This is a genomic window from Corynebacterium sp. HMSC034B08, assembly GCF_001835805.1.
Lineage (GTDB): Bacteria > Actinomycetota > Actinomycetes > Mycobacteriales > Mycobacteriaceae > Corynebacterium > Corynebacterium coyleae.
This window is the reverse complement of sequence record NZ_KV825958.1, coordinates 668-27,612: the sequence shown is the minus strand read 5'-3', so window position 1 is coordinate 27,612 and position 26,945 is coordinate 668. Positions and strand designations below refer to the sequence as shown.

Genomic DNA, 26,945 nt, shown 5'->3' with positions numbered 1-26,945 from the left:
TTTCCATTTATAGAGAGGTGACTGTCGATGGTTCGGTTGATCGAACGTGAGCTAGAGGATGCACGAAAGCAGGTTTTTACTGATGCCTACCAAATGAGTGTCGGAGAGTTAACGAATCTGTATCGTGACGAAGAGCTCATCATTTCTCCACCATTTCAGCGACTCTTTAGGTGGGATAACTCGCAAAAATCCCGACTCGTTGAGAGTATTCTGATTGGAATTCCGCTTCCTTCAATTTTCGTGTCGCAACTCGAAGATGGTAGGTGGGAGTTAGTCGACGGACTTCAGCGTGTGAGTACGTTGCTGCAGTTGCAGGGTCTGCTTACTGACCAGGGGTTTCCACCATTGCGCTTAGAAGCAACGAAATACCTCCCTTCGCTTGAGGGGATGGTCTGGGATGCAAAAGAGGAGCCGTCGCTAAGTCAGGCGGAGAGGCTGGACATCAAGCGTTCCAAAATCGACGTCAAAATCATTCGGAGGGGGTCTGATCCGCAAACTAAATTCGAACTTTTTCAGCGGCTCAATTCCTTTGGCAGCGCCCTCACCTCACAAGAAATCCGCAACGCTCTACTTGTATCCATTTCTCCCGAGTTTGTCGAGTGGATTGAGGAGCTTGCTGCGTTTGAGCCGTACGTTCAACTTCTGAATCTTTCAGGGAAGGGGGCAGAAGGAAAGCAGGACCAAGAGCTTGTTCTTCGTTTCCTATATCTTTCGACGATGGATTCTACTGAGATTTCTCAGATGGGAAGCTTTCAAGATGGTCTTGAGGAGTTTGCCGTGGGTCTTGCACAGGGAATGGGTAAGGACGAGATGGAACGGCTACAGGAGATTTTTCTGCAGACCTTTACCACTTTGCAGCTTGCCGACCCAAAGATTCTTCAGAAGTGGGACGACTCGCAGGGCAAGTTTAAGGGAGGGTTCCTTAACACTTCCTTTGAAGCATTGGCAACATCTGTTGGTTTTGCCTTGTCTAAGGGCTTGCCCTTCAGTAATGACCTAGCTGCTACAGCGAAGGACTTTTGGACCGATACCCGTATTGTAGATACCTCAGTCACAGGAAAATCGACAGATCAACGCATCAAGACTGTGGTCCCGATTGGTCGCGAAAAAGTGATCTTCTGATGCCTCGCGACCTCGAATGGCTCGAAAACAAGATTGCCCGGGAAACCGGATGGCGTAAGAAGGAGATGACAACTGCCCTCATTCTGGTGAAGCAGAGTAAGGGTGAGATCTTGAATTACGCCAAGCGAGTAGCGTTTGTAGCGCTTTACGCTCATTGGGAGGGTTGGATAAAGCACGTGGGAAAGCTTTATATCAATTTCATAGATGCGCAGAAACTTCCCACTTCAGAGCTTGATCCAGCATTCGCCGGCGCTGTCATGAAATCGAAAATTGATTCAGTGTTCGTCGCTGAAAGTACTCGCCCTCATGCTGAGATTGCAGCTTTCGTAAGAGAGTCTTGGTCGATTTACAATCCTCTGAGCGAGTCTATCGTTGATACCGAAGCAAACCTGGGGACGACGGTGCTAGGTAAAATCGTGCACGGCCTCAACCTGGGTGAATACTACGACTACTCCCTGAAGATTCAGATGATCGATCAGCAGCTTGTAAAGCGTCGGCACACGATTGCCCACGGGGAGTGGGACGTTCCAGACGATTCACTTTTCGAACAAGTGTATCAAGATATCTTGGCCCTATTGGATGATTTTTCCGATGCGATAATAGAAGCAGCACGCAATAAGGCGTATCTGGCACCGCTAGAAGTTTCGGCTTAATCGCGAAGTGTTCCCCGCTATGGGTTAAATGCTTGGAAGGTCCAAGACCGGTTACATGAAGGCGAATGGCTTGAACGTGGCGAGGTGAAGAGGCGGAGAAGGAAAAGAAAAGCGGCACCCGGGGGCCGGGTGCCGCGTGGTGTCGTCGATAAGCGAGTGCTTATGCGACTGCTGCTGCGAGCTTGTCCAGGGACTTAGCCAGGAAGTCGTCGTTGAACTTCTCGGTCATGCCCAGCAGGTTCTCCTCCAGCTCATCGCGCTGGTAGGTGAGCTTCACGGTGGTGTTGTCGGCGTCGATCGGCTCGAGCTCGTAGAGCCACTTCGCGCCAACCTTCACCTGGGCGGTGGTGTTTTCCACGTTCTTCCAGCCGATGATGCGGTCCGGCTGGATGGCGAAGACCTCGTTGACGGTCTGGTAGTCGCCGTCCTCCTTGGTCATGTTCATAGTGAACGTGTCGCCGACTGCCTTGAGGCGCTCGGCCTGGTCGGCGGAGACAACCATGCCGGAGTCGTCGGTCTCGGCGTGGCGCTCGGGGTTGGACAGGATGTCGAAGATCGCGGCCGCAGGGGCATCAATCTGACGGGTTGCAGAGTTCTCGGTGTTCTTGTCAATAGCCATGGGGGCCAGCGTACCGATTTCGCCCCGAGCTGGCAGTTAGGTGAAACTAACCAACCAAAGATTGACACTTAACGGGGTGAGGATTGTTGGCTATCCACCATCAACGCCCCGCAGTGAGGAAGGTCACAAAGTGCGGTGCGTACTGGGGAGAGCGGTCAAGTGTCGGTTGAAACTTGGGAAAAACATGGATCGGCCTGCAATTCAGGTGTGTGTAACCGGCGCGATTCTCATAGAGTATTAGCGACACTGGAGGTGCCATGACTGTACAAAACGCAGACCGTGAAGCCATTCGTCACGGAAAAATTACTGAAAAGCCGCTGCGCGAGCGGCCGTCCTACCCAACATGGGCCATCAAGCTGACCATGGCCATCACCGGCCTCATCTTCGGTCTCTTCGTGCTTGGACACATGGTGGGCAACCTGAAGATCTTTATGCCGCTGCACGCCGACGGCTCCGCGCCGATCGACGACTACGGCGAGTTCCTCCGCACGATCGGCGAGCCGCTGTTCCCGCGTGAGGGCTTCCTGTGGATTATTCGCATCGTGCTGCTCGCCTGCCTGGTGCTGCACGTTTGGGGAGCATTCGCCCTGCACGGCCGTTCGAAGAAGTCCCGCGGTCGCTTCAAGCGCACGGGCCTGATGGGTGGCTGGCAGTCCACCGCGACCCGCGCAATGCTGGTCACGGGTGTCATCCTGCTGCTGTTCATCGTGTTCCACATCCTGGACCTCACCATGGGTGTTGCTGTGGCTTCCGACGAGTTCGTCCACGGCGCAGTCCGCAACAACCTGCTGGCTACCTTCGGCCCAGGTCGTTGGTGGGTCACCCTGGTTTACGTTGTCGCGAACCTGGCACTGCTGCTGCACCTGACCCACGGCATCTACCTCGCTGTGTCTGACCTTGGCTGGTTGGGCAAGCGCGGTGAGGGCCTCATGGTCGTGCTCGCGTACATCCTCCCGTTCATCGTCGTCGCCGGAAACGTCATCATGCCGATCGCTCTTGCGGCCGGCTGGGTCCCGGACTTCGTTCGGTAATGGCCAAATAGGAGAAACAATATGACTACCTCTATTTCCTCGAATCAGGGTTCGCACGGCGAGCAGGCCTCCACCGAGACGCCGGCTGCTGGCCAGGCCCAGGCCCAGGCGTTCCGTCAGCCGGAGTCGGCTGCTGCTGGTGTCACCCCGGGTGAGATCCTGCAGTCCAACGAGCCGAACCGCGACGAAGTGCGCATGAAGGACATGTGGGAGTTCCAGAAGGACCACATGAACCTGGTGTCGCCGCTGAACCGTCGTAAGTTCACCGTCCTCGTTGTTGGTACCGGCCTGTCCGGTGGCGCAGCTGCTGCGGCACTTGGCGAGCTCGGCTACAACGTCAAGTCCTTCACCTACCACGATGCTCCGCGTCGTGCGCACTCCATTGCTGCACAGGGTGGCGTCAACTCCGCCCGCGGCAAGAAGGTGGATAACGACGGTGCTTACCGCCACGTTAAGGACACCGTGAAGGGCGGCGACTACCGCTGCCGCGAGTCCGACTGCTGGCGCCTGGCTGTCGAGTCGGTCCGCGTGATCGACCACATGAACGCCATTGGCGCTCCGTTCGCTCGTGAGTACGGCGGCACCCTGGCCACCCGTTCGTTCGGTGGTGTGCAGGTCTCCCGTACCTACTACACCCGTGGCCAAACAGGCCAGCAGCTGCAGCTGTCCACCGCTTCGGCTCTGCAGCGCCAGATCCACCTGGGCAACGTTGAGATCTTCACTCACCACGACCTGATGGATCTGATCATCACCCAGAAGGACGGCAAGAAGCACTGCTCCGGCATTGTGACCCGTAACCTGATCAACGGTGAGATCACGCCGTTCACCGGCCACGCAGTCATCCTGGCTACGGGCGGTTACGGCAACGTGTACCACAAGACCACGCTGGCGAAGAACTCCAACTCTTCCGCCATGATGCGTGCGTACGAGCGTGGTGCCTACCTGGCGTCCCCGTGCTTCGTCCAGTTCCACCCGACCGGTCTTCCGGTCAACGCGAAGTGGCAGGCAAAGACCACGCTGATGTCGGAGTCGCTGCGTAACGACGGCCGCATTTGGACCCCGAAGGAAAAGGGCGACGACCGCGACCCGAACACCATTCCGGAAGACGAGCGTGACTACTTCCTGGAGCGTCGCTACCCGGCCTTCGGCAACCTGGTGCCGCGTGACGTTGCGTCCCGTGCGATCTCCCAGCAGCTCAACGCCGGCTACGGTGTTGGCCCGCTGCACAACTCCGCATACCTGGACTTCTCCGACGCGATTGAGCGCCTCGGCGAGGACACCATCCGTGAGCGTTACTCGAACCTGTTCGAGATGTACGAGGACTCCACTGGCGACGACCCGTACAAGGCTCCGATGCGTATTGCACCGACCGTCCACTTCACCATGGGCGGCCTGTGGACCGACTTCAACGAGATGACCTCCATCGACGGCCTGTTCGCCGCCGGTGAGTGCTCCTGGACCTACCACGGTGCAAACCGTCTGGGTGCTAACTCGCTGCTGTCCGCATCCGTCGACGGCTGGTTCACCCTGCCGTTCACCGTCCCGAACTACCTGGCAAACCACCTCGGTGAGGAGAAGCTCTCCGAGGACTCCCAGGAAGCCAAGGACGTTGTTGCTGAGGTGGAGGAGCGCATCGCGCGCATCATGTCCATCCGTGGCCCGGAGCCGCACGGCCCGGAGCACTTCCACGAGCAGCTCGGCGACATCCTCTACGAGCACTGTGGCGTTGCCCGTACCGTGGAGGGCCTGGAAGAGGGCATCCGTAAGATCCGTGCACTGCGCGAGGACTTCTGGACCAACATTCACATCCCGGGTACCGCAGATGACATGAACCAGACCCTCGAGGCTGCGCTGCGCCTGGTTGACTACATCAACCTCGGCGAGCTCATGTGCATCGACGCTCTCGACCGCGACGAGTCTTGCGGTGCTCACTACCGTATGGATCACCTCACCGATGACGGCGAGGCAGAGCGTGACGACGACAACTGGTGCTTCGTCTCCGCGTGGGAGCCGGCCGGCGAAGGCCAGTTCATCCGCCACGCTGAACCCCTGTACTTCGATTCGATCCCGCTGATGGCAAGGAACTACAAGTAATGAAACTGACACTTGAAATCTGGCGCCAGGCTGGTCCTGACACTGAGGGCAGCTTCGAGACCGTCCAGGTCGACGACGCTGTGGAGCAGATGTCCATCCTGGAGCTGCTCGACCACGTCAACAACAACTACGTCGAAGAGGGCAAAGAACCGTTCGTGTTCGCCTCTGACTGCCGCGAAGGCATTTGCGGCACCTGTGGCGTACTGGTCAACGGTCGCCCGCACGGTGCTGGCCAGAACACGACGGCCTGCCTGCAGCGCCTGTTTAACTACAACGACGGCGACACGCTCAAGATTGAGCCGTTCCGCTCCGGTGCATTCCCGGTGATCAAGGACCTGACTGTGGACCGTTCCGCTCTGGACCGCGTCATGCAGCAAGGTGGCTACGTCTCGGTCAACGCCGGTACCGCTCCGGATGCTGACACGCTGGCTGTGAACCACAAGGACGCAGAGACCGCGCTTGACTACGCGGCCTGCATCGGCTGTGGCGCTTGTGTGGCTGCCTGCCCGAACGGTGCTGCGCACCTGTTCACTGGCGCGAAGCTCAAGCACCTGAAGCTGCTGCCGCTGGGCAAAATGGAGCGCGGCCGCCGTGCCCGCAACATGGTTGATGAGCTGGAGACGAACTTCGGCCACTGCTCGCTGTACGGCGAGTGTGCTGATGTTTGCCCGGCCGGTATCCCGCTTGATGCAGTCGGTGCGATCAACGCTGAGCGTGCCCGTGCTGCCTTCAAGGGTGGCGACGACTAGATCTGCCGTATACTCCGAGGTATTGGAGTCCTGGTAGAACCAGCAGTAGTAGAAGGAAACATCATCATGGGTTCTCATGCAGTTGCAGATATCCACAGCGAGTCTTTCCCTGAGTACCAGAGCAGGATTGAGGACACGTACATCGAGGGCTACGACCCGGTATCCCTGGGTGCGCCGCACTCGTCCCTGAACCGCAACTTCACCTGGGTTGCGATGGGTCTGCTCCTGTCCGCACTGTTCGGTGTTGGCCTGGCAGTGTGGGGCTGGGGTGCGATGGTCTACGGCTTTGGCTCGCAGACTCACGGCCTGGCAGAGCGTCTGCTCATCCTGGGCGTCGCTGAAGCAGTGATCACCACGGTGCTCGCCTTCATCTTCATCGGCCTTGGCCGGAAGGATTACAAGGAGTACCGCAAGCGCACTGGCCGCGTGAACTAACGCGCTGGACGCTTTTGCCCTCTTCGTTTCGGCGGAGGGGGCATTTTTCGTGCCCATGTCGGCCGGGCTGCTTTAATCGGGGGCATGACTGATCAGTTGATGCCAAGCCCAACCAATGAGGCGGAGCGGCGCCGCGTCCTGCGAAACCACAAGATCGCGGTGACAAGTTTGCTTGGGGTTGCGGCGGTGATCTTCCTTGCGTGCTCGTGGGCGCAATCCCAAGGCGCAACGGCGGCGTGGATTGGTTACGTGCGTGCTGCGGCGGAGGCCGGCATGGTGGGTGGTTTGGCGGACTGGTTTGCGGTGACCGCGTTGTTTAAGCACCCGATGGGGATTCCGATTCCGCACACGGCGATCATCCCGAACAAGAAGGATCAGGTTGCGGGGGCGCTGAGCGACTTTGTCAGCGAGAACTTCCTGAATGCGCGCACGATTACGCAGAAGGTGATGGATGCGGGCATCCCGGAGCGGGTAGGCACGTGGATGGCGCAGCCGGCGAACGCGGAGCGTGTCAGCGAAGAGGTGGGCACGTTCGTGGTGCGCATGGTTGAGGGCATCGACCCGAAGGGGGCGGAGCGGTTCATCGATTCGCAGGTGATCGACCGCTTTGCGGAGCCGATTTGGGGCCCGCCGCTGGGCCGTGCGCTGGAGGGTTTGATTGCGGATGGCAAGGTGGAGCCGGTGGTGGATGACATGGTGGCGTGGGGTCGTCGCAAAGTAAATGGCATGGAGGACACAGTCGTTTCACTTATCGACGAACGCATGCCCCGCTGGGCTCCCCAATTCGCTAAAGACCTCGTGGGGCAGCGCGTGTACGACGAGTTGGTGTCGTTCATGGCGGACGTGGACGCGGACCCGCAGCACGAGGCGCGGCGGGCGCTGCGCCGACAGATCAACGACTTCGCGCAGGACCTGCAGTTTGATGGGGAGATGATCTCGCGCGTGGAGGCGTTGAAGGGCGACATCATGGCGTCGAACGCGGTGCGTTCGGCGTCTGCCGGGATGTGGGCGCAGTTGTCCACAGCGTTGGTGGAGGCGGCCTCGGATCCGTCGAGCACGCTGCGCAGGAAGGTCGCGGATGCGTCGATGGAATGGGGCACCAAGCTTCGCGACGACCCCACAGTCCGCGCCGATGCCGAAGCACGCCTGGAAAAGATCACCCACTACGCGGCCGAGAACGGCGCGGAACAGATCGTGGGCATCATCGCGGAGACGATCGAGCGCTGGGACGGGGAGGAAGCAGCGGAGAAGATCGAGCTGATGGTGGGGCGTGACCTGCAGTTCATTCGTCTGAACGGCACTGTGGTCGGTGCACTGGCCGGTTTGGTTATTTACACTGTGACACAGCTCTTGTTCTTTTAGATGAAAGGTAAAACTATGGCTGACAACAATGGCGAGATCCGCAACAACCTGCGCGACGCTGGCGAGGCCCTGCTGCTGGCAGGTTCTTCCCTCGGTGCGGCGCTGGGCAAGGTAGCCGGCGAGCTCTCTGAGCGTTTCCAATCCACGTCCGATGAGGCTCGCACAAACTTGAACGCGGCGACGTCGGAGGGCGACGTGCGCAACGTGGCCAACAACTTCGTCGATGAGGCGGAGAAGCTCTTCAACTCCCTGCGTGAGCGCGATTTGCAGATCTCCGACGACCTCAAGGAGACTGTGACTACGAAGGTAAATGAGGTGCGCGCTGCGCTCAACGAGCGTCTGGATAAGGCTCTTGATGGGGTCGACGACAAGGGTGTTATGAGCGATGTCCGCTCGCGTTTCGACGGCCTGGTGGAGCGCCTCCAAGACCAGTTCACCAACACCACCGGCGACGGCGATATTATCGACGGCGAGATTCTGGAGACGGACGAAACCGACTCCAACAACACCGCTAACTAGAAGGTTGGGATATGGATACCGCGGCTCTTGAGCAGATCCAGTTCATCACGACGCTCCCGTCACGCGCGAGCTTCCTCATGCTCTTCGCGGTCGGCATCGCAGGCCTTGTGGCTGCCGGGCTCGTGGCGACGACCCGCCCCGACGCGTTCGAAGCAGCAGGCCGCCAGTCCAAGGGCGCCTGGATTGGCATCCTGGCGCTGTCTGCGGTGGCGTGCATGCTCGGCCTGCCGTTCATCGCATGGTTTGGTGCGGTGGCGATCGGTATCTACTACTTCGACATCCGCCCCCAGATCAAGAACATTCTGGAGGGCAACGGCGGCTGGTAACACCGCCCGCGCCGCCGCAGCGGCACCGCTTAACCCTGCTGGGTCGTGAACCCGGCGGGGTTTTCTTGCATCATCTGCAGTTCGTTGAAGTTCACGTCGGTGCCCACCATGGAGACTTGGAGGCCGCCGTCGATGACGCGGAAGTCGTCGATACGCATGGTGCTGTTGGCTTCCTGGGCCATGCCGTTGGACAGGGCGCCGCTGATGGCGTCGGCGATACCGTCGGGCAGGTCGAAGCCGAACAGCGAGGTGTTCTCGGCCTCGAGCGCGAGTTGGCCGTCACGCATGGAGGGGCGCAGTTCGACGCCTGCGACACCGCCGCTGAACTCGACGGTGAAGGTTCCGGCCTCGGGGTTCGCGGTGACGTCGCTGACGTTGATGAAGTTGGCCAGGAATCCGGCGTCCTCGCCCATCTGCTGCTCCAACTGCTGGTTGAGCATGGCGCGGACGTACTCGGTGGGCAGATCGGAGGTCAGGTGGAGGGTTTCGGCGACCGGGTCGCCACCTGTGATGTGGACGTTGTCCATCTCTACGACGGCGGCGGGCGCGCCGGTGAAGGTGTTGCCGTCCACGACCAGGGTGGAGTCCTGGTCGATTTTCATGTGGGGGAACTTTCCACCCAGCAAGCCGAGTGTGACTGGCTTCGGGCCGAAGGACACCGAGGTGCCTTCCGGGGCTTCGGACGTGACCTGGTGGGACACGAACGCGCGGATGCCTCCTTCCGCAACGGCGAACAGGAGGAGTACTCCGACGATGATGGAGAGGGTGACTTTCCAGGCTTTGGTCATGCGGGCCAGTTTAGGAACTTGGGGCGATGGCGTTCCACTCGACGGTCACGGAATTGTCGGAAAAGCGGCGCCGCTGGGGCGTGATCGGCCATTTTGCGGCCAGGTCGTCGAGGGCGTGGCGCCAGCGCACGCGCGGGCCGTGGGGTTCCCATCCGGCGGCGTGTTCCCAGGCGGTGTCGGCGTCGGTAAGAAATGCGTGGATGGCCTCGCCGGGCACATTGCGGTGGATCAACGCTTTGGGGAGGCGCTCCGCCACCTCTGAGGGGGTTGCGGTGTGGAAGGGATCCCAGGAGAGGGTTAAGGAGACGGGGCCGGTGTCGTCGAGAAGCAACCATGCGCAACGGCGTCCGATTTCATCGCAGGTGCCTTCGACGAACAGGCCGCCCGGCGCAAGGCGTGAGCAGACGGTGTCCCACACGTCGGGGACTTGGTCGACGTCGTATTGGCGCAGCACGTTGAAGGCGCGCACGAGGTGGGGGCGGTAGCCAGCAAGTTCGAAGCCACCGAGCTCGAAACGCACGCCGTCGCGGGACGGCAGGACGCGCTCCGGGTCGATCTCCAGGCCCACGACCTCGATGTCGGGGCGGATCTGGCGCAGCCACCCGGCCCATTCGACGGTGGTGGCATGCGAGGCGCCGTACCCCACATCCACGGCCAGCGGGTCGGGTACGGCTCGCAACAGGGACTGGACCCGCGGGTGAAAGCGGGTCCAGCGATCAGATCTGCGCAGACGATTAAACCCGGTCGTGCCGCGGGTGATCACCCCGTAGGGTTTGCCCGCCGCACCCGGGTTATCGGCGCGGAGATTGTGATAGTGGGGGATTAGAGGTTCTCGCTAATCCACTGCTCGGTGAGCTTCGCTTCGTTTTCCACGATCTCCTCGAGTGCCTCGGCGACCTTCGGCTCGAGGGCAGCGCCCATAAACGGGATGTTGACCTTGGCTTCGAGCTCGTAGTCGAGCTTGGTGTTGTCGCCGTCGCGGGTTGCTGTGTATTCGGCGCCGAGGTCCACCGGGGTGCCCTTGACGTCGCCGGTCATGGTGTGCTTGGCGGTGTCGCCGTCGAGCGCGCCTACGGTGACGACGCGCTTGAGCTTCAGGTCCTGGGACACCATCGCCTGTGCTGCCGGCGGGAGGATAGAGGTCGGCAGAATCTCAAAGAGGGTTGCGGTGTTGTCCGCGAACTCGTTGAGCTCGCCCGGTTCCGGGGAGAGTTTCTCTGCGATGAACTCCCAGTATTCGCGCGTGGCGTAGGCTTGCGCGACCTTTTCGATCGGCTGGTTGATGGTCACAGTGATCTCACTACGTGCAGTCATGGATCACAGACTACCGTTGTTGGCGTGTCAACCCCATCATTTGCCTCTCTGACCACGTTGCGCGTCGGCGGTTCGCCGGCCGAGATCATCGAGTGCACCAGCGCTGAAGCACTCGCCGAGACCGTTGCGCGCCTTGATCGCGCCGGTTCGCCGCTGCTTGTTGTCGGCGGCGGTTCCAACCTGCTTGTTGCGGAAGGTGCGCTCGATCTTTCTGCTGTGTTGGTGCGCAACGAGGGCATCTCGCTTATCGACGACACCACGCTGCGCATCCAAGCCGGCACCGTCTGGGACGACGTGGTTGCCTTTGCTGTGGACCATGGCCTGGGTGGCATCGAAGCATTGTCGGGCATCCCGGGTTCCGCTGGTGCCACCCCGGTGCAAAACGTTGGTGCGTACGGTTCCGAGATTTCGGACGTGCTGACCCGCGTGCGCCTCTACAACCGCGAGACGGGTGCCGACGAGTGGGTGTCCGCCGACTCCCTCGACCTGGCGTACCGCTACTCCAACCTGAAGTTCACCTCGCGTGCCGTGGTGCTGGAGATCGAGCTGGCGCTGGAGAAGACCGACCAGTCGATCCCGCTGCGCCACCTGGGCGGGGAGCGTGTGTCGCTGGCGGAGGCCCGTGCATCCGTGCTGGAGACGCGCCGGGCGAAGGGCATGGTGCTCGACGCCGGCGACCACGACACGTGGTCCGCGGGCTCGTTTTTCACCAACCCGGTCGTGCCCACCTCACTGGCGGATGAGATCGAGGCCAAGGTCGGCGAAGACCACATGCCACGCTTTGCCGCTGGTGAGGGCCAAGAGAAGTTGTCTGCGGCGTGGCTGATCGAGCGCGCCGGCTGCCCCCGCGGATTCCCCGGTGAGGACGCGCCAGCGCGCCTGTCCACCAAGCACACCCTCGCCCTGACGAACAGGGGTAACGCCACGGCGGACGACATCGTGGCGTTGGCGCGGAGGGTGCAGGGGGTCGTCGACAAGCAATTTGGCGTTGAGCTGCACCCCGAGCCGGTCTGGGTGGGCCTTTAGCGCGAACCCTCGTCGCACGAGCAAATGGTGAGAATCAAACGGGGAGAACGCCAAAATTTTGCCGAGCTCACCATTTGGTTCTCACCATCTGTGAGAGGAGCGGCGGATGGCCGCCGCGAGACCAACAAAGCAGCACGGGTGTCCGGACCGAGCCTTTAGCGCTGCTCGAGCTTGGACAGCAGGTCCTCGCGGACCTCGCGGCGGCGTAGCTTGCCCATCTGGTCCTTAGCCAGCTCCTCGAAGTGGTAGAAGGTGCGCGGCACCTTGTAACGGGTGAGGTTCTCGCGGGCGAAGTCCTTCAGGCCGTCGGGGTCGAGGGCGGCGCCGTCGCGAAGCACAACGCAGGCGACAACATCCTCCGAACCGTCGGAGCGCGGACGGCCCACCACGGCGACATCTTCAACATCCTTGTGGGTGCGGATGACCTCCTCGACCTCCGCAGGGTAGACGTTGAACCCGCCGGTGATGATGAGCTCCTTGATGCGGGAGACGAGCTTGATAAAGCCGTCCTCCTCCATCACACCCATGTCGCCGGTGCGGAACCAACCGTTGTGGAAGACCTTCTCGGTGGCCTCAGGGTTGTTGAAGTAGCCGGAGAACACCTGCGGGCCCTTCGCCAGGATTTCGCCGTCCTCGCCGTAGGGCATGTCCTTGTCCGGGTTGTCCGGGTCGACGATGCGGATCTCGGTGTCGGGGAAGGGGATGCCGATGTAGCCGGGGCGACGGTCCGCGGTCTGCGGGTTGCCGACGATGATCGGTGACGTCTCCGTCAGACCGTAGCCTTCCACCAGGCGGCCGCCGGTGGCGCGCTCCCAGCCCTCGATAATCTCCTTCGGCAGCGACGACGCACCCGAGAAGCCAATCTGAATCGGGGACAGGTCGATGTTCTTCTTCTCCGCAGCCTGCAGGATGCGCTCAAACAATGTGGGCACACCCGGGATGAACGTCGGCGGGGTCTTCTTGATCGCCTTCATTACAAGAGGCATCTGCGGGGCCGGCAGGAGCACGAGTTCGGAGCCGATCAGCATGGTCAGCGTCAGCGAGAACGTCAGGCCGTAGGCGTGGAAGAACGGCAGGGCTGCCAACATGCGCTGGTTGCCCTCTTGGAGTTCCTTTACCCACGCCTGGCCTTGCAGCGGGTTGGCAACCAGGTTTGCGTGCGAGAGTGCCGCGCCCTTCGGCGCGCCGGTCGTGCCGGAGGTGTATAGGATCACCGCGGGGCTTTCCGGAGTGATCTCTGCTGGGGTTTCCAAGTCAGTGCCCAGCCCACCGATAGCGGAGCTGGTCAACGACTCCCACGGCACCGTGTTGCTGCACGGGCCGGTGAGTGCTGCGCGGGCTTCCATCACCTTCGGCAGCGGCAGGCGCAGCGCGAGTTGTTGGGCGCGTGGCATGGCCTTGATCATGTTCACGCTGACCACGGTTTCCAGCGGGGTGTCGGCGCGCAGCTGCTCGAGCGTGTCGGCGGCCTTGTCCCACACGATTGCCACACGGGCGCCGTGGTTCTTGAATTGTGGGCGCAGCTCGTGGGCGGTGTAGAGCGGGTTGTGCTCGACGACAACACCGCCGATCTTCTGCACAGCAAAGAAGGCGGCGACGTGCTGCGGGCAGTTCGGCAGCATGATCGCCACGCGGTCACCCGGGCGAACGCCGAAGGCTTTCAGACCTGCGGCGGCGCGGCGCACCTCGCGATCGAGCTCGCTAAACGTCTGGGTGCGGCCGAAGAACCTGGTGGCGGTGTTGTTGCCGTTGGCGGCCAGGTTGTCGTCGTAAAGATCGTTCAGCGTGCGGTTGCCGTACTCCAGCGAGTGGGCGGTCCACTCGGGGTAGTACTGCAGCCAGGGGGCGTCTCCATTGGTTGGGGAGGGTGAAGTCATGGTGACCACCCTACGCCCATCTACCTACGGTTGGGTAAGAAGACTGACGAGAGTGTCGCGAACCTCACGGCGACGAATCTTGCCTGTCTGGTCCCGGTTCAGCTCCTCGAAGTGGTAGAACTCGCGCGGCACCTTGTAGCGCGTCAGGTGCTTGCGGGCGTAGGCCTTGAGGCCTTCGGGGTCGAGCGCGGCGCCGTCGACAAGTGTGATGCACGCGACAACGTCCTCGGCGCCATCCTCGCGGGGGCGGCCGACGACTGCGATGTCGTCGATATCCGGATGGCGGCGAAGTACGCCCTCCACCTCGTCCGGGTACACGTTGAAGCCACCGGTGATGATCATCTCCTTGATGCGCGCCACCAACTTGATCCAGCCGTCCGGCTCCATGACGGCCATGTCGCCGGTGCGGAACCAGCCATCGTGGAACGCGTTCTCGTTCGCCTCCGGGTTGTTCAAATAGCCTGCGAAGACCTGCGGGCCACGGGCGAGCAGCTCGCCTGGCTCGCCGTCGGACATGGTGCGAGAGGGGTCGTCCGGGTCAGCGATGCGGATCTCCGTATTGGGGAAGGGGAGACCGATGTAGCCCGGACGACGTGTGCCGTCGAGGGGGTTGCCGGCGAGGATCGGCGAGGTTTCCGTCAGGCCGTAGCCCTCGATGAGGCGCCCGCCCGTGGTGTTTTCCCACAGTTCGATCGTCTCTGCAGGCAGGGTGGATGCGCCGGAGATTGACGTGTGAATCGAGGAAAGGTCGACGTTGTCTTTCTTCGCCCATTCGATGATTTTGGCGTACAGCGTGGGCACGCCCGGCAGCATCGTAGGCCGCGTTTTCAGGATCGCCGACTGGTACAACTGCGGCTGCGGTGCGGGCACGAGCACGATCTGCCCGCCGACCGTCAGTGGCAGGCCGTAGTTCAACGCAAGGCCGTAGATGTGGAACATCGGCAGCACGGCGAGCACCTTTTCGCGCACCGCACCCCAGTCCTCCAGCCACTCGATGCCCGCCTTGAGGACCGAGACGATATTGCGGTGCGACAGTGGCGCACCCTTAGGTTTCCCGGAGGTGCCTGAGGTGTAGAGGATAAAGGCGGTGGTTTCCGGTTCGATCGGTGGCAGGTGCACCGTGCGCGAACGCGTCCGCAGGAGGTCGGTGAAGTTCATGGTCCCTGGTGCGGGGGCGCTGAGCTCGGCGCGCTTCTTCTTTACTGGCGGGATTGGCAGTGCGAGCAATGCCTTGAGGCGCGTTGGCATTTCGTCGATCATGTTGACGGCCACAACGGTTTCCAGCGGGGTGCGTCCGCGCAGGGAGAGGAAGGTGTCCGCTTCACGGTCGAAGACAATCGCAATCTTTGCTCTGTGGTCGTTGAACTGTGGCTCGAGCTCGTCTGCGGTGTAGAGCGGGTTGTGTTCGACGACGACCGCGCCCAGTCGCAGGATTGCCGTGACTGCGATGACGTGCTGCGGACAGTTGGGTAGCGCAACCGCAACGCGGTCCCCAGGCTGGATGCCGAGTTTGGCCAAGCCGGCTGCCGCGCTGCCGACGTGATCGTTGAGCTCGGCGTAGGTGAGCTCCTTGCCCATGAACCATGTTGCGGCGCTGTGCGGTTGGGTGGCCACGGCCCGGTTGAACCAGCTCACGAGCGTATCTGTGCCGATTTCGGGACGCGGGTTCGTCCATTCGGCGTATTGCTCAATCCAGGCCTGTGTGTCTGCGGCGCCCATTGCATCCTCTCGGTTGTGGTCAGGTGTATACAAGTGTGTTGCGGAGTATAACTTACTCTTGCGTAGGTTGTGAATGGGTGCGCGCAAGAAATTGATCATCTACACTTGCCCGCATCACATATTTGGGGAAATACGGGGGGATTTTTCATGACCACGTTCCATGACGCCACGCTTCGCGACGCTGTTGCCATGCCGGAGCTTGAACTCACACCACCTGAGGTGCTCGATCAAACCAACCTGGTGGATCCGGTGAAATCGCCGCCGAAACAGGGCTGGCGCAAAATGATCCACACCGCCACTCGTGGTCGCATCAACCCGGGCGGTTCGCGCAAAGAGCTCGAGGAGCAGCAGCTTATCGACGCCATCCGTGCGCCCCTGCGCGGCGACTACCGCATTGCGGTGATGAGTCTGAAAGGTGGCGTCGGCAAGACCACAACCACCGTTGGCCTTGGAGGCGTGTTCGCACAGACCCGTGGGGATCGCGTCATCGCCATCGACGCCAACCCGGACCTGGGCACACTTGCCCAACGCGCAGCAACCGCGCCACCGGCCACCATCCGTGACCTGCTCCACGCGCCGGAAACGCACCGCTACCCGCAGGTCCGTGCCTTTACTAACCAGGCAGCATCGCGGCTCGAGGTGATCGGCTCCGAGCGAGACCCGGCGGTCTCCGAGGCGTTTTCGGAAGCCGACTACCGCCACGCCATCGACATCCTGCAGCACCACTACAACGTCATTCTCACCGACTGTGGCACCGGCCTGATGCACTCCGCGATGGCGGGCGTGCTCGACCTGGCCAACGCGCTTGTGCTGGTCACCTCACCTGCTCTCGACGGCGCGCAGTCCGCATCCGCGACCCTCGACTGGCTCAACCTCCACGGCTACGACCAGTTGGCCGCCAACGCTGTCGTGGTCGTTTCCTCATCCGCACCGGGCAAGCCGACCATCGATATGGGCAAGGTTACCGAACACTTCGCCTCGCGTACGCGGGCGGTACACACGATCCCGTACGACAGGCACCTGGCGGAAGGTGCGGTCGTCGATTTGGAGCGCATGGCCGCGGCAACCCTGAAGTCCTATCAGCACCTGGCGGCTACGGTGGCGGCGGACTTCGGTGCGTGGCACCGGCACGCGGCGCACTAAAGGCCTTTGTAGACCTCGCCACGCGGCGCGATGCGCAGTACTTCCACTAGAACGACTTTTTGCTGAACTGAGTAGATGATCCGGAACCCGCCAACCCGGATTCGGAAATCGTCGTAGCCGGTTAATCGGACACAACCGGCGGGGAATGGATTAGCGGAGAGCGCTTGTAAGGCTTCGGTAATTCGCTCGAAGGTGTTTCGGTCGCTTCGTCGAATTTTTCTGAGGTCACGACTGGCTTGGTTGGTGAGCTCGACTTGGTATTTCATTGACACCCCCTAGAAAATGTGTACAGTGTGTACCAACTGTACACAGTATGGATGAAGGGGTGGTGCACTGTGAAAGCGCCGGAAGACGCAATTGCGCTTGTTGAATTGCGGAATCGCTTAGGTGAGACGGTTGACCGAGCGAATTATGCAGGTGAGCGGGTGTTGATTACCCGGAACGGGAAGTCTGCTGCAGCTATCGTGCCGGTTGAAGACTTGGTGCTGTTGGAAGAGCTAGAGCAGGTCGCTGACCGCGAACTGCTACGCCGTGCCCGTGAGGAGGACGACGGAACGAGGACACCGCTCGAGGTGGTTCTCAAACAGCTCGCTGAGGAAGACTTGCAAAGCCATACCAACGCGCAGTGACGCAGGGTTTTGCGCCGCGCTAATCTGGCCCGCATGCGCGTCGCCATGATTTCAATGCACACCTCTCCGCTCGAGCAGCCGGGAATCGGTGATGCCGGTGGCATGAACGTCTACGTTCACAACATTGCGACCCAACTGGCCCGCCAGGGCACGCAGGTGGATGTGTTCACCCGTGCGACGCGGCCCAGCCAGGGCGAGATCGTCGAGGTCGAGCCAGGCTACCGGGTGATCAATATCGTCGCCGGGCCGTATGAGGGGCTGGAGAAAGAAGACCTGCCGACCCAACTCGCTGCGTTCGCCGGCGGGGTGGTGCAGTTCTGCCGAGCAGACGAGCGCTCTTACGGCCTGATCCATTCCCACTACTGGCTCTCCGGCCAGGTGGGGTGGTTGCTCGCCGACCTTGCTGGGGTGCCGCTGGTGCACACCGGGCATACGTGGGCGGCGGTGAAAAACGCCTACGGTGTGGGTGGCTCGGAGTCGGAGGCGCGCCGTATTTGTGAGCAGCAACTCGTGGACAACGCCGAAACGCTCGTGGTCAACACCGAGGATGAAACCAGCGAGCTTGCCCGCTTCTACGACGTGGACCCGTCGAAGATCTCCGTGGTCAGCCCTGGTGCGGACACGGAACTGTTCACCCCTGGCACGAACCGCAACACGGAACTTGCACGCCGCCACCTGGGCATTCCGTTGCACGCGAAGGTGGTTGCGTTCGTCGGCAGGCTGCAGGATTTCAAGGGCCCGCAGGTGTTGTTGCGTGCGATGGGGGAGGTCGTGCGCCGCGGCAGCGTCGAAGGTCCGTTGCGCGTGATCATCTGTGGTGGGGCGAGCGGGTCCGGTTCGTCGGTGGAGCACTACCGTGCGATCGCGGACGAGGAGGCGCTGGGTGCCACCGTGCGTTTCCTTGGCCCGCGTCCGCCTGAAGAACTCGTCAGCATCTACCAAGCAGCGGACGTCGTCGCGGTGCCGAGTTACAACGAAAGCTTCGGCCTGGTCGCCGTGGAAGCGCAGGCCACAGGTACGCCGGTGGTGGCGGCGAAGGTCGGCGGGCTCCCGATCGCGGTGTGTGACGGGGAGACCGGCCTGCTGGTGGGCAGTCACGACACCAACGAGTGGGCGGATGCACTGGAGCGGTTGCTTATCGACGACTCCACGCGCATCCACATGGGCGAATCCGCCGTCCGCCACGCGGCCCGGTTTAGCTGGGCGGCGTCGGCAGACCAGCTCGCGGGCGTCTATAAGCAAGCGCTCGACGGTTACGACCCCTGTGAGGCTCCCCGGATCCCCGGCGGCAACTAGCGGATGATCGCGTTCACGGCGGCGCTGATCTCACCTGCACGCTGGTTGGCTGCGGCACCCGCACGTCCGGCAAGCTCCTGCGCTGCGGCAACCGGGTCTGCTGCTTGGGGAAGACGCTGCGCCTCCCCGGCGAGGCGAGCAGCATCAGCCTGGGCACCGTTGACTGCGCCGGTGAGTTTGTGGAACTTCGACGGTGCCGGCGCGGGCTTGTTGGCGGCGGCTGGGTTGTGCTGGGCGATTTCGTCGCGAAGCGTCGCAAACTCCGCGCGCGGCGCCGGCTCAGCAGGAGTAAACGCCTGATTTACCTGACCGTCGGGGATGCCGTAGGCGGACTCGAGCGCACGATCGACCTGCTGGGAGTTGCCGAAGGGGCCGTATCCGATGACGGTCAACCCGATGGCCTCGCCCGTGCGCGGGTCGTAGTTGATGCCGCCGGAATCACCCGAGGCGTAGTTCAACCCGACGTGCCAGATGAAGTTCTGTGTACGGAACACCTGGGTGCCGCACGAGCGGCCGGTGCGCATGCCGTCTTTGCAGATGGGCTGGCCAAAGTTGTCAAAGCTGATCAGCTCGTTGCCCAGGCTGCGGTAGTCCTTCACCCCGGTGATCGCCACGTTCCGGGAAGGTGCAGAACCCCACTGGTCGCGGGAGGTGGACCAGCCGGAGGCAGAAACGCCTGGGTCGAGGCGGACCATGGCCCAGTCGGGCTCGTCGATAATGCGGTAGAAGTCCATCAATTCGCCGTTGCCCAGCTCGAACTTCTTGCGCTGCGTATCAATGGTGCCCACGTGCGGGTAGCGCACCCCGCCACCACTTCGTACCGGCGCGTACACCTCCGGGCGCACCGTTTTATCGTCCACGTCGAAGCAGTGCGCGGCGGTGATCATGATCCGCTTCGTCTGCCCGTCAGGGGTGCGCACCACACCGGAAGGGCCCTGGCTGCAGCGCGAGGTGTTGGCAAAGGAATCAGAGCCCTGAAACAGCGTGGCCACAGGCGCGCCGGGGGCGGCAAGCGCAGGCGCTGCGGCAGCAGATGGGGCAGTGGTCAGTGCCGCGGCGACAGCAACCGCGGCGGCGTAGCGAAAAACCTTGAGCATGCCCACGACACTAAACCTCTTTCGTGGCATGCTTAAAGTCATGGGTAACGGAAAGTTGATTCTTGTACGTCACGGTCAAAGTGAGTGGAACAAGTCGAACCAGTTCACCGGCTGGGTGGACGTCGACCTGACAGAGCAGGGCGAGCGCGAAGCCGTCAACGCCGGCAAGCTCATGGTTGAAAAGGGTGTCCTGCCGGACATCGTGTTCACTTCGCTGCTGCGTCGCGCGATCCGCACCGCCAACATTGCGCTGAACGCAGCGGACCGCCACTGGATCCCGGTTGTGCGCAACTGGCGCCTCAACGAGCGCCACTACGGCAAGCTGCAGGGCCTGAACAAGGCGGAGATCCGCGACAAGTACGGCGATGAGCAGTTCATGGAGTGGCGTCGTTCCTACGACACTCCGCCACCGGCGATTGACATCGATAACGAGTACGCGCAGACCAACGACCCGCGCTACGCGTTCCTGCCGGAGGTGCCGCGCACCGAGTGCCTGCAGGACGTTGTGCGTCGCTTCCTGCCGTACTACGAGGAGACAATCTTGCCGCAGCTGCTGCAGGGCAAGACTGTCATGGTCGCAGCGCACGGTAACTCTCTGCGTGCGCTGGTGAAGTACCTCGACGGCATTTCCGACGAGGACATTGCGGCGCTGAACATCCCGACGGGCATGCCGCTGCTGTACGAAATCGGCGAGCGCGGCAAGGTGCTCAACCCGGGCGGTACCTACCTCGACCCGGAGGCTGCCGCTGCTGGCGCTGCCGCTGTGGCTAACCAGGGCAAGAAGTAGCGCTTAGGCTGTGTCGCCAGTTCTTGCGTTTATTCTCGGCGCGCTCGTCGCCGTCCCCGCTGCCCATCTCGGGCGGCGGGCATTGCGTTGGTATGCCCGAAACAGTGCGGACGACCACGATGAAGACACTGGCGTGAGCACTGTCAGCGATATGTTGCACCTGGTGACACAGGGATCGCCCACCGGCATCGTCGTCGTTGGAAGAAATGGCAAGGTGCAACTGTCCAACGCGCGTGCCCACGACATGTCGCTTGTGCACGACGGCACCGTCAACCCCCGCGTACTCGACGTTGCGGAGCAGGTGATGGACGATGCGGAGCAACGTGTCATCGACATGGAGATGCCACAGCGCACCACCGGTAACCGCATCCGTAACGTGCGCGCGGTAGTTGCTCCGTTGACGCTGACGGATAACTCGTCGGTGATCATTTACGGCTCCGACGAGTCTGAGAATGTGCGGATGGAGCACGCGCGGCGTGATTTCGTCGCAAATGTCTCGCACGAGCTCAAAACCCCCGTCGGTGGCATGTCGCTGCTGGCGGAGGCGCTTCTACAAGATCCGACTGACCCGGAGATGGTCGAATACTTCGGCGGGAAACTGCACAAGGAAGCGCACCGCATGGGGGAGATGATCACGGACCTGATTGCGCTGTCGAAGTTGCAAGGCGCGGAAGCGCTGCCCGACATGGCGCCAGTGCGTGTCGACGACATCATCGACGAAGCCGTCATCCGCAACCACGTCACCGCCGAAAACCGCAAGATTGAGATCAACCGTGGCGCCCCCACTGGGCTGTACGTGCTCGGCGACAAGTCGATGCTCACAGTGGCGGTGGCCAACCTGATATCCAACGCGATCAACTACTCGCCGGATGGGCAGCCGGTGAGCATCACGCAGAAAACGGTGCGCGACAAAGCGGTGCTGATCCGTGTCACGGACCGCGGCATCGGCATTGCGCCCGAGGACCAAAAACGCGTGTTTGAGCGGTTCTACCGGGTGGATAAGGCCCGTTCTCGCTCGACAGGTGGCACTGGCCTGGGACTGGCGATTGTCAAGCACGTGGTTGCCAACCATGGCGGTAACATAACCGTGTGGTCTAGGCCCGGCACCGGCTCAACGTTCACCATTGAGTTGCCGATCTTTGACCCGGAATCTGTTCACGCCTCTGCTGGCAGAAAGGAACTTGAGCAGCAGTGACGACCATCCTTATCGTCGAGGACGAAGAGAACTTATCGGACCCGCTCGCGTTTTTGCTGGGCAAGGAAGGGTTTGAGACCAAGATCGCGCCGGACGGTCCGACGGCGCTGCAGCTCTTCGACTCTGAAGACATCGATCTGGTTCTGCTGGATCTCATGCTGCCGGGAATGAGTGGCACGGAGGTGTGCCGAAAGCTGCGTGCGGAGTCGTCGGTGCCGATCATTATGGTCACGGCGCGTGACAGTGAGATCGATAAGGTTGTCGGCCTGGAGCTGGGGGCGGACGACTACGTGACCAAGCCGTACTCCACCCGCGAACTCGTCGCCCGCATCCGCGCGGTGCTGCGCCGCGGTCCGGAGGCGGAAAGTGTGGAGGAGGCCGACGACCAGCTGCTGAAGGGCGGCCGGGTGGTCATGGACATCGACCGTCACACGGTGCTCGTGGACGGCCAGCCGGTGCCCATGCCGCTCAAAGAGTTCGACCTGCTCGAGTACCTCATGCGCAACGCCGGCCGCGTGCTCACCCGCGGCCAGTTGATCGACCGCATCTGGGGCGCCGACTACGTGGGCGACACCAAGACCCTGGACGTGCACGTCAAGCGGTTGCGTTCCAAGATCGAGGCGGAGCCGAAGCGCCCCACTCAGCTGGTTACCGTGCGCGGCCTGGGTTACAAGTTCGAGGCCTGATCCGTCGCGGGGTGGGTGGCTTTCGCCTCCTGCGGCAGGTTCGCGCGAGCCTCGCAATGCTTTGCGACGATCGCATACGGGACCTCACCAATCAGCGCAATCAACTCGTCCTTCATGGACTGCCAAATCGGCTTGAGGCTGCCGTTGTTCGGGGTGTGGCACTGCGGTGAGGCGGTGCACCACCAGTCGAAGTCCTCGCCGCCGTCGCCCCATTGGCGGCGGTCGTACTCACCGATGGTGGTGCGCAGGATCTCGTGGCCGTCGCTACGCTCTTGCCATTCATCCTCGCGGGAGAACGGCACCTGCCAGCACACTTCCGGCTTAGTGCCAACGATGTTGTGGCCTTCCGCCATCGCCCACTGGTGCAGCGCACAGCCCGCACCGGTCGGGTGGCCGGGGCGGTTGGCGAAGATGCAGGCACCGTCGACCACCTTCGTCTTGATGTGTGGGCCGTCGTCCTCTTCGTCACTGTCGTCCCACACCAGCCACGGCTCGAGCCACGTGGGGTCGTCGGCCTTGAAGAACTCATCCGTGTCGGCCGGACGCAACTGCCAGTACTTCGCCGGCATCAACGCAACGGAGTTATATACGGTGTCGCGGTCTTCTTCGTCGGCAATGTATGCGCCGTGGATGCAGCAGCCGACCGCCTGGTTGGATTCGTCGATACCCAGGCACTGTGACGTGCCAAAGCGGCATGACCACGTGGACTCGAGCCAGGTCAGATCTAGCGAAAACGTGTGGTCAGGGTCCTCCGGGTGGACAAACTCAAACCATTCGCGCGGGAATTCCTGGGCCGTTTCCCTGCCTGCCGCAATGGAGCGACCTGCCGGGGAATCTGCCGGAAAGCCAAGAAAAACAGGATTCGGGGCTGGTTGATTCACACTTGCACACCGTAGACCCGTTACGCTGAGGTGGTGCGATTAGGTGTATTAGACGTCGGAAGCAACACCGTCCATCTTGTGGCGGTCGATGCATACGGTGGCGGACGCCCCACCCCGATGAGTGACTGGAAGCAGCCGCTGCGGCTTGTCGAGTTGCTGGATAAGAAAGGCAACATCGAACAAAAAGGCATCGACAAACTTGTCGACGCCTGCCAGGAAGCAGCCGACCTCTCCAACAATCTCAAGTGCCAAGAGGTCCTTGCCTTCGCCACCTCGGCAGTACGCTCCGCGACGAACTCCGAGGACGTGCTGAAGCAGGTGAAGAAGAAAACCGGCGTGGATCTGGAGATCCTCTCCGGCGAAGAGGAAGCACGCCTGACCTTCCTCGCCGCCCGCCGCTGGCACGGCTGGTCCGCCGGCCGCATCACCAACCTGGACATCGGCGGTGGCTCGCTCGAGATTTCCTCAGGCACCGAAGAAATGCCGGACCTGGCAGTGTCGCTGGACCTCGGCGCTGGCCGTCTGACCCACGAGTGGTTCGACACCGACCCGCCAGAGCGTAAGAAGATCAACATGCTGCGCGACTACATCGACGCGGAACTCGCCGGCCCCGCCGAAGAATTTAAAGCACTCGGCGAGGTAGGCCTGGCGGTGGGTACGTCGAAGACGTTCCGCTCCCTTGCCCGCCTTACCGGTGCAGCACCATCGTCGGCAGGTCCGTTCGTGCAGCGCACCCTCACCGCACCCGGTTTGCGCCAGCTCATCGCGTTCATTTCACGCATGACAGCAGCGGACCGTGCGGAGCTCGAAGGCATCAATGCGGACCGATCCCACCAGATCGTCGCCGGTGCCCTCGTTGCCGAGGCTGCAATGCGCGCACTAAATATTGATAAGTTGGAGATCTGCCCGTGGGCCTTGCGTGAAGGCGTGATTCTGAAACGCATCGACCAGGGCGGTTTGAATGCCGATAAAGGAGACGACGAGTAAATGGCCGACAAGCAGCTCACGGTAGCCGAGCTCCTCGCGCGCGCCGAGAAGGAAAATCCTTCGGCCACACGACGCCCCCGGCGCCGCCGCAGCCTCGAAGACGGTGGCGTTTCGGTCGCCGAGCTCACCGACTCCTTTAAGAAGGTCAACGTCAAACCTGTCGAGGCGAAGCACTCGAGCGTGCCTATCGACGCCCCCGCCGAACCGGCAAAGACCGTCAAGCAGGAGAAGCCTGCAGAGAAGCCTGCCAAGCAGGAGAAGCCTGAAGAGGCAGTGGCCAAGGCGAAGCCGACTCAGGCTCCGCCTGCCGAAGACGACACCCACGTCATTCCGGTCGTGCGCGAAGGCGCTGCCAAGCCGGCAGGAAAGCCGGTAGGGAAACCGGCGGAGAAGCCTGCGGAGAAGCCTGCAGGGAAACCGGCGGAGAAGCAGGTAGAGAAGCCTGCGGAGAAGCCTGCAGCACAGGCCACGGCACCTGCGGCAGCTGCGGCTGCTGTGGCGGCTCCTCAGTCGGAGGAGAAGCCGGTAGAGGAGGTAGTCGTCGATAAGCAGGATGCGGAGCTCGACCTGTTCGAGAACGACCTGCCTGATGAGGACGTCCGCGACATCGAAGTCGAGGACGTCTCCATCAACCCGATTCTGATGGTGCTGCTCGTTGGCCTGGGCGTGCTGCTTGGTGTGCTTGGGTTCCTGGCATTCAAGTGGCTGTGGGCGCACGTCATCCCAGTTGTCGCGGTGCTGCTTGGCATCGTCGCAGTGGTCGGCGTGGTCTTCGGTGTGCGTGCGATGCGCACCGGACGTGATGGCCTGAACATGGCGCTTGCAGGTATCGCTGCAGCAGTTATGGCATTTGGGCCCGCGTTGATCTAAACATGGCAACCATGGCAAACATCGCAATTATTGGCGCCGGAAATATCGGCGAAGCGCTCCTGTCGGGTCTGATCCAGTCCGGTTACGACCCGGAGAAGATCACGGCGACGAATAGGTCGTCGCAACGCAGCGAAGTATTGCGTGAGCGCTACGGCGTGCGCACCACCAACGACAACCACGAAGCCGTACAGCACGCCGACGTCGTGTTCCTGTGCGTGAAACCCGCGGGCATCCTCGACGTCATCGCCGAAATTGGCGAAGGCTTTGGCGACGCCGACAACACCCCGGTCCTGGTCTCCATGGCAGCAGGTATCACGCTGGCAGCGATGGAAGAGGCAGTGGCGCTCGCAGGCGCCCCGATCGCGCGCGTTATGCCGAATACGCCCATGCTCGTCGGTAAGGGCGTGCTTGCGGTGACCTACGGGCGTTTCGTTGACGACGAGCAGCGGCAGACCGTCGATGAACTGCTCGCCGCCGCCGGCGAGGTTGTCACCGTCACCGAACCGCAGATCGACGCAGTGACCGCAGTGTCCGGCTCCGGCCCTGCGTACTTCTTCCTTGTCACCGAAGCGATGGTGGACGCGGGCGTGTCCCTCGGCCTGCCGCGCGACCTTGCGGAGCGTCTGGCTAAGGCCACCGCGGCCGGTGCAGGCGCGATGCTGGAAGGCGAGGATGGGCCCGTGCAGTTGCGTGCCAACGTTTCGTCCCCGGCAGGCACAACCGCGCGTGCAATCCGCGAGTTGGAGGAGTCCGGTCTGCGTGGTGCGTTCTACCGCGCGATGGAGGCCTGTGCGCGCCGGTCGAAGGAACTTGGCGAGGAATAACCCCGGTAGTCACACCCGTCACAACTGATGCTGTGTGTTCACTACCTGCACTCTGAAAAAATTCTCTCCCTTAAGTCGCACTCAACCCATGTTTCACGTTAGGGTGGTTGGAGCACGTGCGTGTTCGTCCTGCGGGAGGGGAAGCCTGCAGCGCGTTTGCGTGCCGAGAGGTAAGAATTAAGTGGTTAATGAAGATAAAGGAAAGTTCCTGACGGTCGCCGAAGTCGCGGAGATTATGCGCGTCTCCAAGATGACCGTCTACCGCCTCGTTCACTCCGGCGAACTGCCTGCCGTCCGCGTAGGCCGTTCGTTCCGTGTCAACGAAAACGCGGTGAACGAATACCTGGAGTCCTCCGTCTACGACGTGGGGTAAAACCACTCCAGACCCCTACGAAACGCCCGTTCCCACCTGATTTCAGTGGGGGAACGGGCGTTTTCGGTTTTTGGCTGCTGGTCTGCACGCCTGTATGCTTGGCGTGTTCAGGTTGGCCACAACCTGTGGGAGTGTGCACCTCCCACTGTTCCGCGCAAGCGGTCGTGCCGACCACGTACGTACGAAGCAACGTTAGAAAAGAGGAAGCCTTATGGGTTCAGTTATTAAGAAGCGCCGCAAGCGTATGTCGAAGAAGAAGCACCGCAAGATGCTCCGCCGCACTCGTGTGCAGCGTCGTAAGCTCGGCAAGTAAGCCAAGCGCCGCCCGCCTCCGTTTTTGTGGAGGCGGGCTTTTTGTTTGCCTTCCGTGGAGCGGATGGTGGGGTGTGGGTGTGTCCCTATATATGGCGTCGGATTGGGGTTGGGGCGGATGGTGGGGTGGTGTTCTCCTGGTCTGTGGGCTGATCGTCTAGCTGGGCTTGTGATGCTGCTAGACGGTCTCGTTTTGACCTCTGTGTTTGCCCTGGTGGTGTTGGGGTTGTT

General features: G+C 61.8%; 30 protein-coding genes. 21 read left to right on the top strand and 9 right to left on the bottom strand.

Features of this window, described 5'->3' with window-relative positions:
* Positions 1-27: 27 nt before the first annotated feature.
* The gene (locus tag HMPREF2656_RS05340) at positions 28-1,122 is read left to right on the top strand and encodes a DUF262 domain-containing protein (protein WP_070816040.1); all 1,095 of its coding nucleotides are present in this window, start codon (positions 28-30) and stop codon (positions 1,120-1,122) included.
* Entirely contained in the window at positions 1,122-1,775 is a 654-nt protein-coding gene (locus HMPREF2656_RS05335) for an MAE_28990/MAE_18760 family HEPN-like nuclease (protein ID WP_070816039.1), read from the top strand. The genes HMPREF2656_RS05340 and HMPREF2656_RS05335 overlap by 1 nt, the downstream gene beginning before the upstream one ends.
* 160 nt (positions 1,776-1,935) lie before the next feature.
* Here HMPREF2656_RS05335 and HMPREF2656_RS05330 read toward each other — a convergent pair whose 3' ends face one another.
* Positions 1,936-2,394, bottom strand: coding sequence for an SRPBCC family protein (locus HMPREF2656_RS05330; protein WP_070482942.1), 459 nt, complete (start codon positions 2,392-2,394; stop codon positions 1,936-1,938).
* Between the two features lie 257 nt (positions 2,395-2,651).
* Here HMPREF2656_RS05330 and HMPREF2656_RS05325 point away from each other — a divergent pair, with 257 nt between their 5' ends.
* The 7 genes from HMPREF2656_RS05325 (at position 2,652) to HMPREF2656_RS05295 (ending at position 8,910) form a co-directional block, all read left to right on the top strand.
* On the top strand, positions 2,652-3,425 hold the full coding sequence (locus HMPREF2656_RS05325; RefSeq protein WP_070421514.1) for a succinate dehydrogenase cytochrome b subunit: 774 nt from the start codon (positions 2,652-2,654) through the stop codon (positions 3,423-3,425).
* 21 nt (positions 3,426-3,446) lie between these two features.
* A complete protein-coding gene (locus HMPREF2656_RS05320; RefSeq protein WP_070421513.1) occupies positions 3,447-5,519 on the top strand; it encodes a fumarate reductase/succinate dehydrogenase flavoprotein subunit in 2,073 nt (690 codons plus the stop codon).
* A complete protein-coding gene (locus tag HMPREF2656_RS05315) occupies positions 5,519-6,268 on the top strand; it encodes a succinate dehydrogenase/fumarate reductase iron-sulfur subunit (RefSeq protein ID WP_070421512.1) in 750 nt (249 codons plus the stop codon). Before HMPREF2656_RS05320 ends, HMPREF2656_RS05315 begins: the two co-directional genes overlap by 1 nt.
* A gap of 66 nt (positions 6,269-6,334) precedes the next feature.
* Positions 6,335-6,703: a hypothetical protein gene (locus HMPREF2656_RS05310; RefSeq protein ID WP_070421511.1), complete on the top strand. Its 369-nt coding sequence runs from the start codon at positions 6,335-6,337 to the stop codon at positions 6,701-6,703.
* An 84-nt stretch (positions 6,704-6,787) separates the two neighbouring features.
* Positions 6,788-8,065 (top strand): DUF445 domain-containing protein, encoded by a 1,278-nt coding sequence (locus tag HMPREF2656_RS05305; RefSeq protein ID WP_246825121.1) that lies wholly within the window; start codon positions 6,788-6,790, stop codon positions 8,063-8,065.
* A 15-nt stretch (positions 8,066-8,080) separates the two neighbouring features.
* Entirely contained in the window at positions 8,081-8,584 is a 504-nt protein-coding gene (locus HMPREF2656_RS05300; RefSeq protein ID WP_070614793.1) for a CGLAU_01105 family protein, read from the top strand.
* Between the two features lie 11 nt (positions 8,585-8,595).
* Complete coding sequence (locus HMPREF2656_RS05295) at positions 8,596-8,910, top strand: DUF2516 family protein (protein WP_083284891.1); 315 nt, start codon at positions 8,596-8,598, stop codon at positions 8,908-8,910.
* Between the two features lie 29 nt (positions 8,911-8,939).
* On the opposite strand, the gene HMPREF2656_RS05290 is transcribed toward HMPREF2656_RS05295, so the two are convergent.
* From HMPREF2656_RS05290 to HMPREF2656_RS05280, 3 genes are read right to left on the bottom strand one after another with little or no spacing between them, the layout of a single operon-like run.
* On the bottom strand, positions 8,940-9,698 hold the full coding sequence (locus HMPREF2656_RS05290) for an LmeA family phospholipid-binding protein (protein WP_070816037.1): 759 nt from the start codon (positions 9,696-9,698) through the stop codon (positions 8,940-8,942).
* Positions 9,699-9,708: 10 nt separating this feature from the next.
* Positions 9,709-10,461 carry a class I SAM-dependent methyltransferase gene (locus HMPREF2656_RS05285; RefSeq protein ID WP_371440648.1) on the bottom strand — a complete coding sequence of 251 codons (753 nt, stop codon included), beginning with the start codon at positions 10,459-10,461 and terminating at the stop codon, positions 9,709-9,711.
* Between the two features lie 59 nt (positions 10,462-10,520).
* Positions 10,521-11,012 carry a DUF2505 domain-containing protein gene (locus tag HMPREF2656_RS05280; RefSeq protein ID WP_070421584.1) on the bottom strand — a complete coding sequence of 164 codons (492 nt, stop codon included), beginning with the start codon at positions 11,010-11,012 and terminating at the stop codon, positions 10,521-10,523.
* Positions 11,013-11,036: 24 nt separating this feature from the next.
* Here HMPREF2656_RS05280 and HMPREF2656_RS05275 point away from each other — a divergent pair, with 24 nt between their 5' ends.
* Positions 11,037-12,038: a UDP-N-acetylmuramate dehydrogenase gene (locus HMPREF2656_RS05275; RefSeq protein ID WP_141761024.1), complete on the top strand. Its 1,002-nt coding sequence runs from the start codon at positions 11,037-11,039 to the stop codon at positions 12,036-12,038.
* 155 nt (positions 12,039-12,193) lie between these two features.
* Here the strand turns inward: HMPREF2656_RS05275 and HMPREF2656_RS05270 are convergent, their stop codons facing one another.
* Positions 12,194-13,915, bottom strand: coding sequence for a long-chain-fatty-acid--CoA ligase (locus HMPREF2656_RS05270; protein WP_070816090.1), 1,722 nt, complete (start codon positions 13,913-13,915; stop codon positions 12,194-12,196).
* Between the two features lie 24 nt (positions 13,916-13,939).
* Entirely contained in the window at positions 13,940-15,634 is a 1,695-nt protein-coding gene (locus HMPREF2656_RS05265) for a long-chain-fatty-acid--CoA ligase (RefSeq protein ID WP_070816035.1), read from the bottom strand.
* A gap of 147 nt (positions 15,635-15,781) precedes the next feature.
* Here HMPREF2656_RS05265 and HMPREF2656_RS05260 point away from each other — a divergent pair, with 147 nt between their 5' ends.
* Positions 15,782-16,777 carry a MinD/ParA family ATP-binding protein gene (locus HMPREF2656_RS05260; RefSeq protein ID WP_245168073.1) on the top strand — a complete coding sequence of 332 codons (996 nt, stop codon included), beginning with the start codon at positions 15,782-15,784 and terminating at the stop codon, positions 16,775-16,777.
* Here HMPREF2656_RS05260 and HMPREF2656_RS05255 read toward each other — a convergent pair.
* Entirely contained in the window at positions 16,774-17,043 is a 270-nt protein-coding gene (locus tag HMPREF2656_RS05255) for a type II toxin-antitoxin system RelE family toxin (RefSeq protein WP_070421505.1), read from the bottom strand. The genes HMPREF2656_RS05260 and HMPREF2656_RS05255 overlap by 4 nt on opposite strands.
* Before the next feature lie 51 nt (positions 17,044-17,094).
* Here HMPREF2656_RS05255 and HMPREF2656_RS05250 point away from each other — a divergent pair, with 51 nt between their 5' ends.
* Both HMPREF2656_RS05250 and mshA read left to right on the top strand, forming a co-directional pair.
* On the top strand, positions 17,095-17,406 hold the full coding sequence (locus HMPREF2656_RS05250) for a type II toxin-antitoxin system Phd/YefM family antitoxin (protein ID WP_070421504.1): 312 nt from the start codon (positions 17,095-17,097) through the stop codon (positions 17,404-17,406).
* A 33-nt stretch (positions 17,407-17,439) separates the two neighbouring features.
* Positions 17,440-18,702: a D-inositol-3-phosphate glycosyltransferase gene (gene mshA / locus HMPREF2656_RS05245; protein WP_070421503.1), complete on the top strand. Its 1,263-nt coding sequence runs from the start codon at positions 17,440-17,442 to the stop codon at positions 18,700-18,702.
* Here mshA and HMPREF2656_RS05240 read toward each other — a convergent pair.
* Positions 18,699-19,799 (bottom strand): chymotrypsin family serine protease, encoded by a 1,101-nt coding sequence (locus HMPREF2656_RS05240; RefSeq protein WP_070772233.1) that lies wholly within the window; start codon positions 19,797-19,799, stop codon positions 18,699-18,701. The two genes, mshA and HMPREF2656_RS05240, sit on opposite strands and share 4 nt — an antisense overlap.
* Positions 19,800-19,839: 40 nt before the next feature.
* Here HMPREF2656_RS05240 and HMPREF2656_RS05235 point away from each other — a divergent pair, with 40 nt between their 5' ends.
* From HMPREF2656_RS05235 to HMPREF2656_RS05225, 3 genes are read left to right on the top strand one after another with little or no spacing between them, the layout of a single operon-like run.
* The gene (locus HMPREF2656_RS05235; protein ID WP_070816088.1) at positions 19,840-20,586 is read left to right on the top strand and encodes a phosphoglyceromutase; all 747 of its coding nucleotides are present in this window, start codon (positions 19,840-19,842) and stop codon (positions 20,584-20,586) included.
* Between the two features lie 10 nt (positions 20,587-20,596).
* Complete coding sequence (locus HMPREF2656_RS05230; protein WP_070816033.1) at positions 20,597-21,781, top strand: sensor histidine kinase; 1,185 nt, start codon at positions 20,597-20,599, stop codon at positions 21,779-21,781.
* Positions 21,778-22,467 (top strand): response regulator transcription factor, encoded by a 690-nt coding sequence (locus HMPREF2656_RS05225; RefSeq protein WP_070421500.1) that lies wholly within the window; start codon positions 21,778-21,780, stop codon positions 22,465-22,467. The genes HMPREF2656_RS05230 and HMPREF2656_RS05225 overlap by 4 nt, the downstream gene beginning before the upstream one ends.
* On the opposite strand, the gene HMPREF2656_RS05220 is transcribed toward HMPREF2656_RS05225, so the two are convergent.
* On the bottom strand, positions 22,449-23,348 hold the full coding sequence (locus tag HMPREF2656_RS05220; protein WP_070816032.1) for a DUF3109 family protein: 900 nt from the start codon (positions 23,346-23,348) through the stop codon (positions 22,449-22,451). The genes HMPREF2656_RS05225 and HMPREF2656_RS05220 overlap by 19 nt on opposite strands.
* 33 nt (positions 23,349-23,381) lie before the next feature.
* Here HMPREF2656_RS05220 and HMPREF2656_RS05215 point away from each other — a divergent pair, with 33 nt between their 5' ends.
* The 5 genes from HMPREF2656_RS05215 (at position 23,382) to HMPREF2656_RS12480 (ending at position 26,715) form a co-directional block, all read left to right on the top strand.
* On the top strand, positions 23,382-24,335 hold the full coding sequence (locus HMPREF2656_RS05215; protein ID WP_070482908.1) for a Ppx/GppA family phosphatase: 954 nt from the start codon (positions 23,382-23,384) through the stop codon (positions 24,333-24,335).
* Positions 24,336-25,205, top strand: coding sequence for a PspC-like choline-binding domain-containing protein (locus HMPREF2656_RS13305; RefSeq protein WP_070816031.1), 870 nt, complete (start codon positions 24,336-24,338; stop codon positions 25,203-25,205).
* 11 nt (positions 25,206-25,216) lie between these two features.
* Positions 25,217-26,029, top strand: a complete 813-nt coding sequence (gene proC, locus HMPREF2656_RS05205; RefSeq protein ID WP_070421580.1) for a pyrroline-5-carboxylate reductase — start codon at positions 25,217-25,219, stop codon at positions 26,027-26,029.
* Between the two features lie 181 nt (positions 26,030-26,210).
* On the top strand, positions 26,211-26,402 hold the full coding sequence (locus tag HMPREF2656_RS05200) for a helix-turn-helix domain-containing protein (protein WP_070421497.1): 192 nt from the start codon (positions 26,211-26,213) through the stop codon (positions 26,400-26,402).
* Between the two features lie 211 nt (positions 26,403-26,613).
* Complete coding sequence (locus HMPREF2656_RS12480; protein WP_003855542.1) at positions 26,614-26,715, top strand: 30S ribosomal protein bS22; 102 nt, start codon at positions 26,614-26,616, stop codon at positions 26,713-26,715.
* The last annotated feature ends 230 nt before the right edge of the window (positions 26,716-26,945 follow it).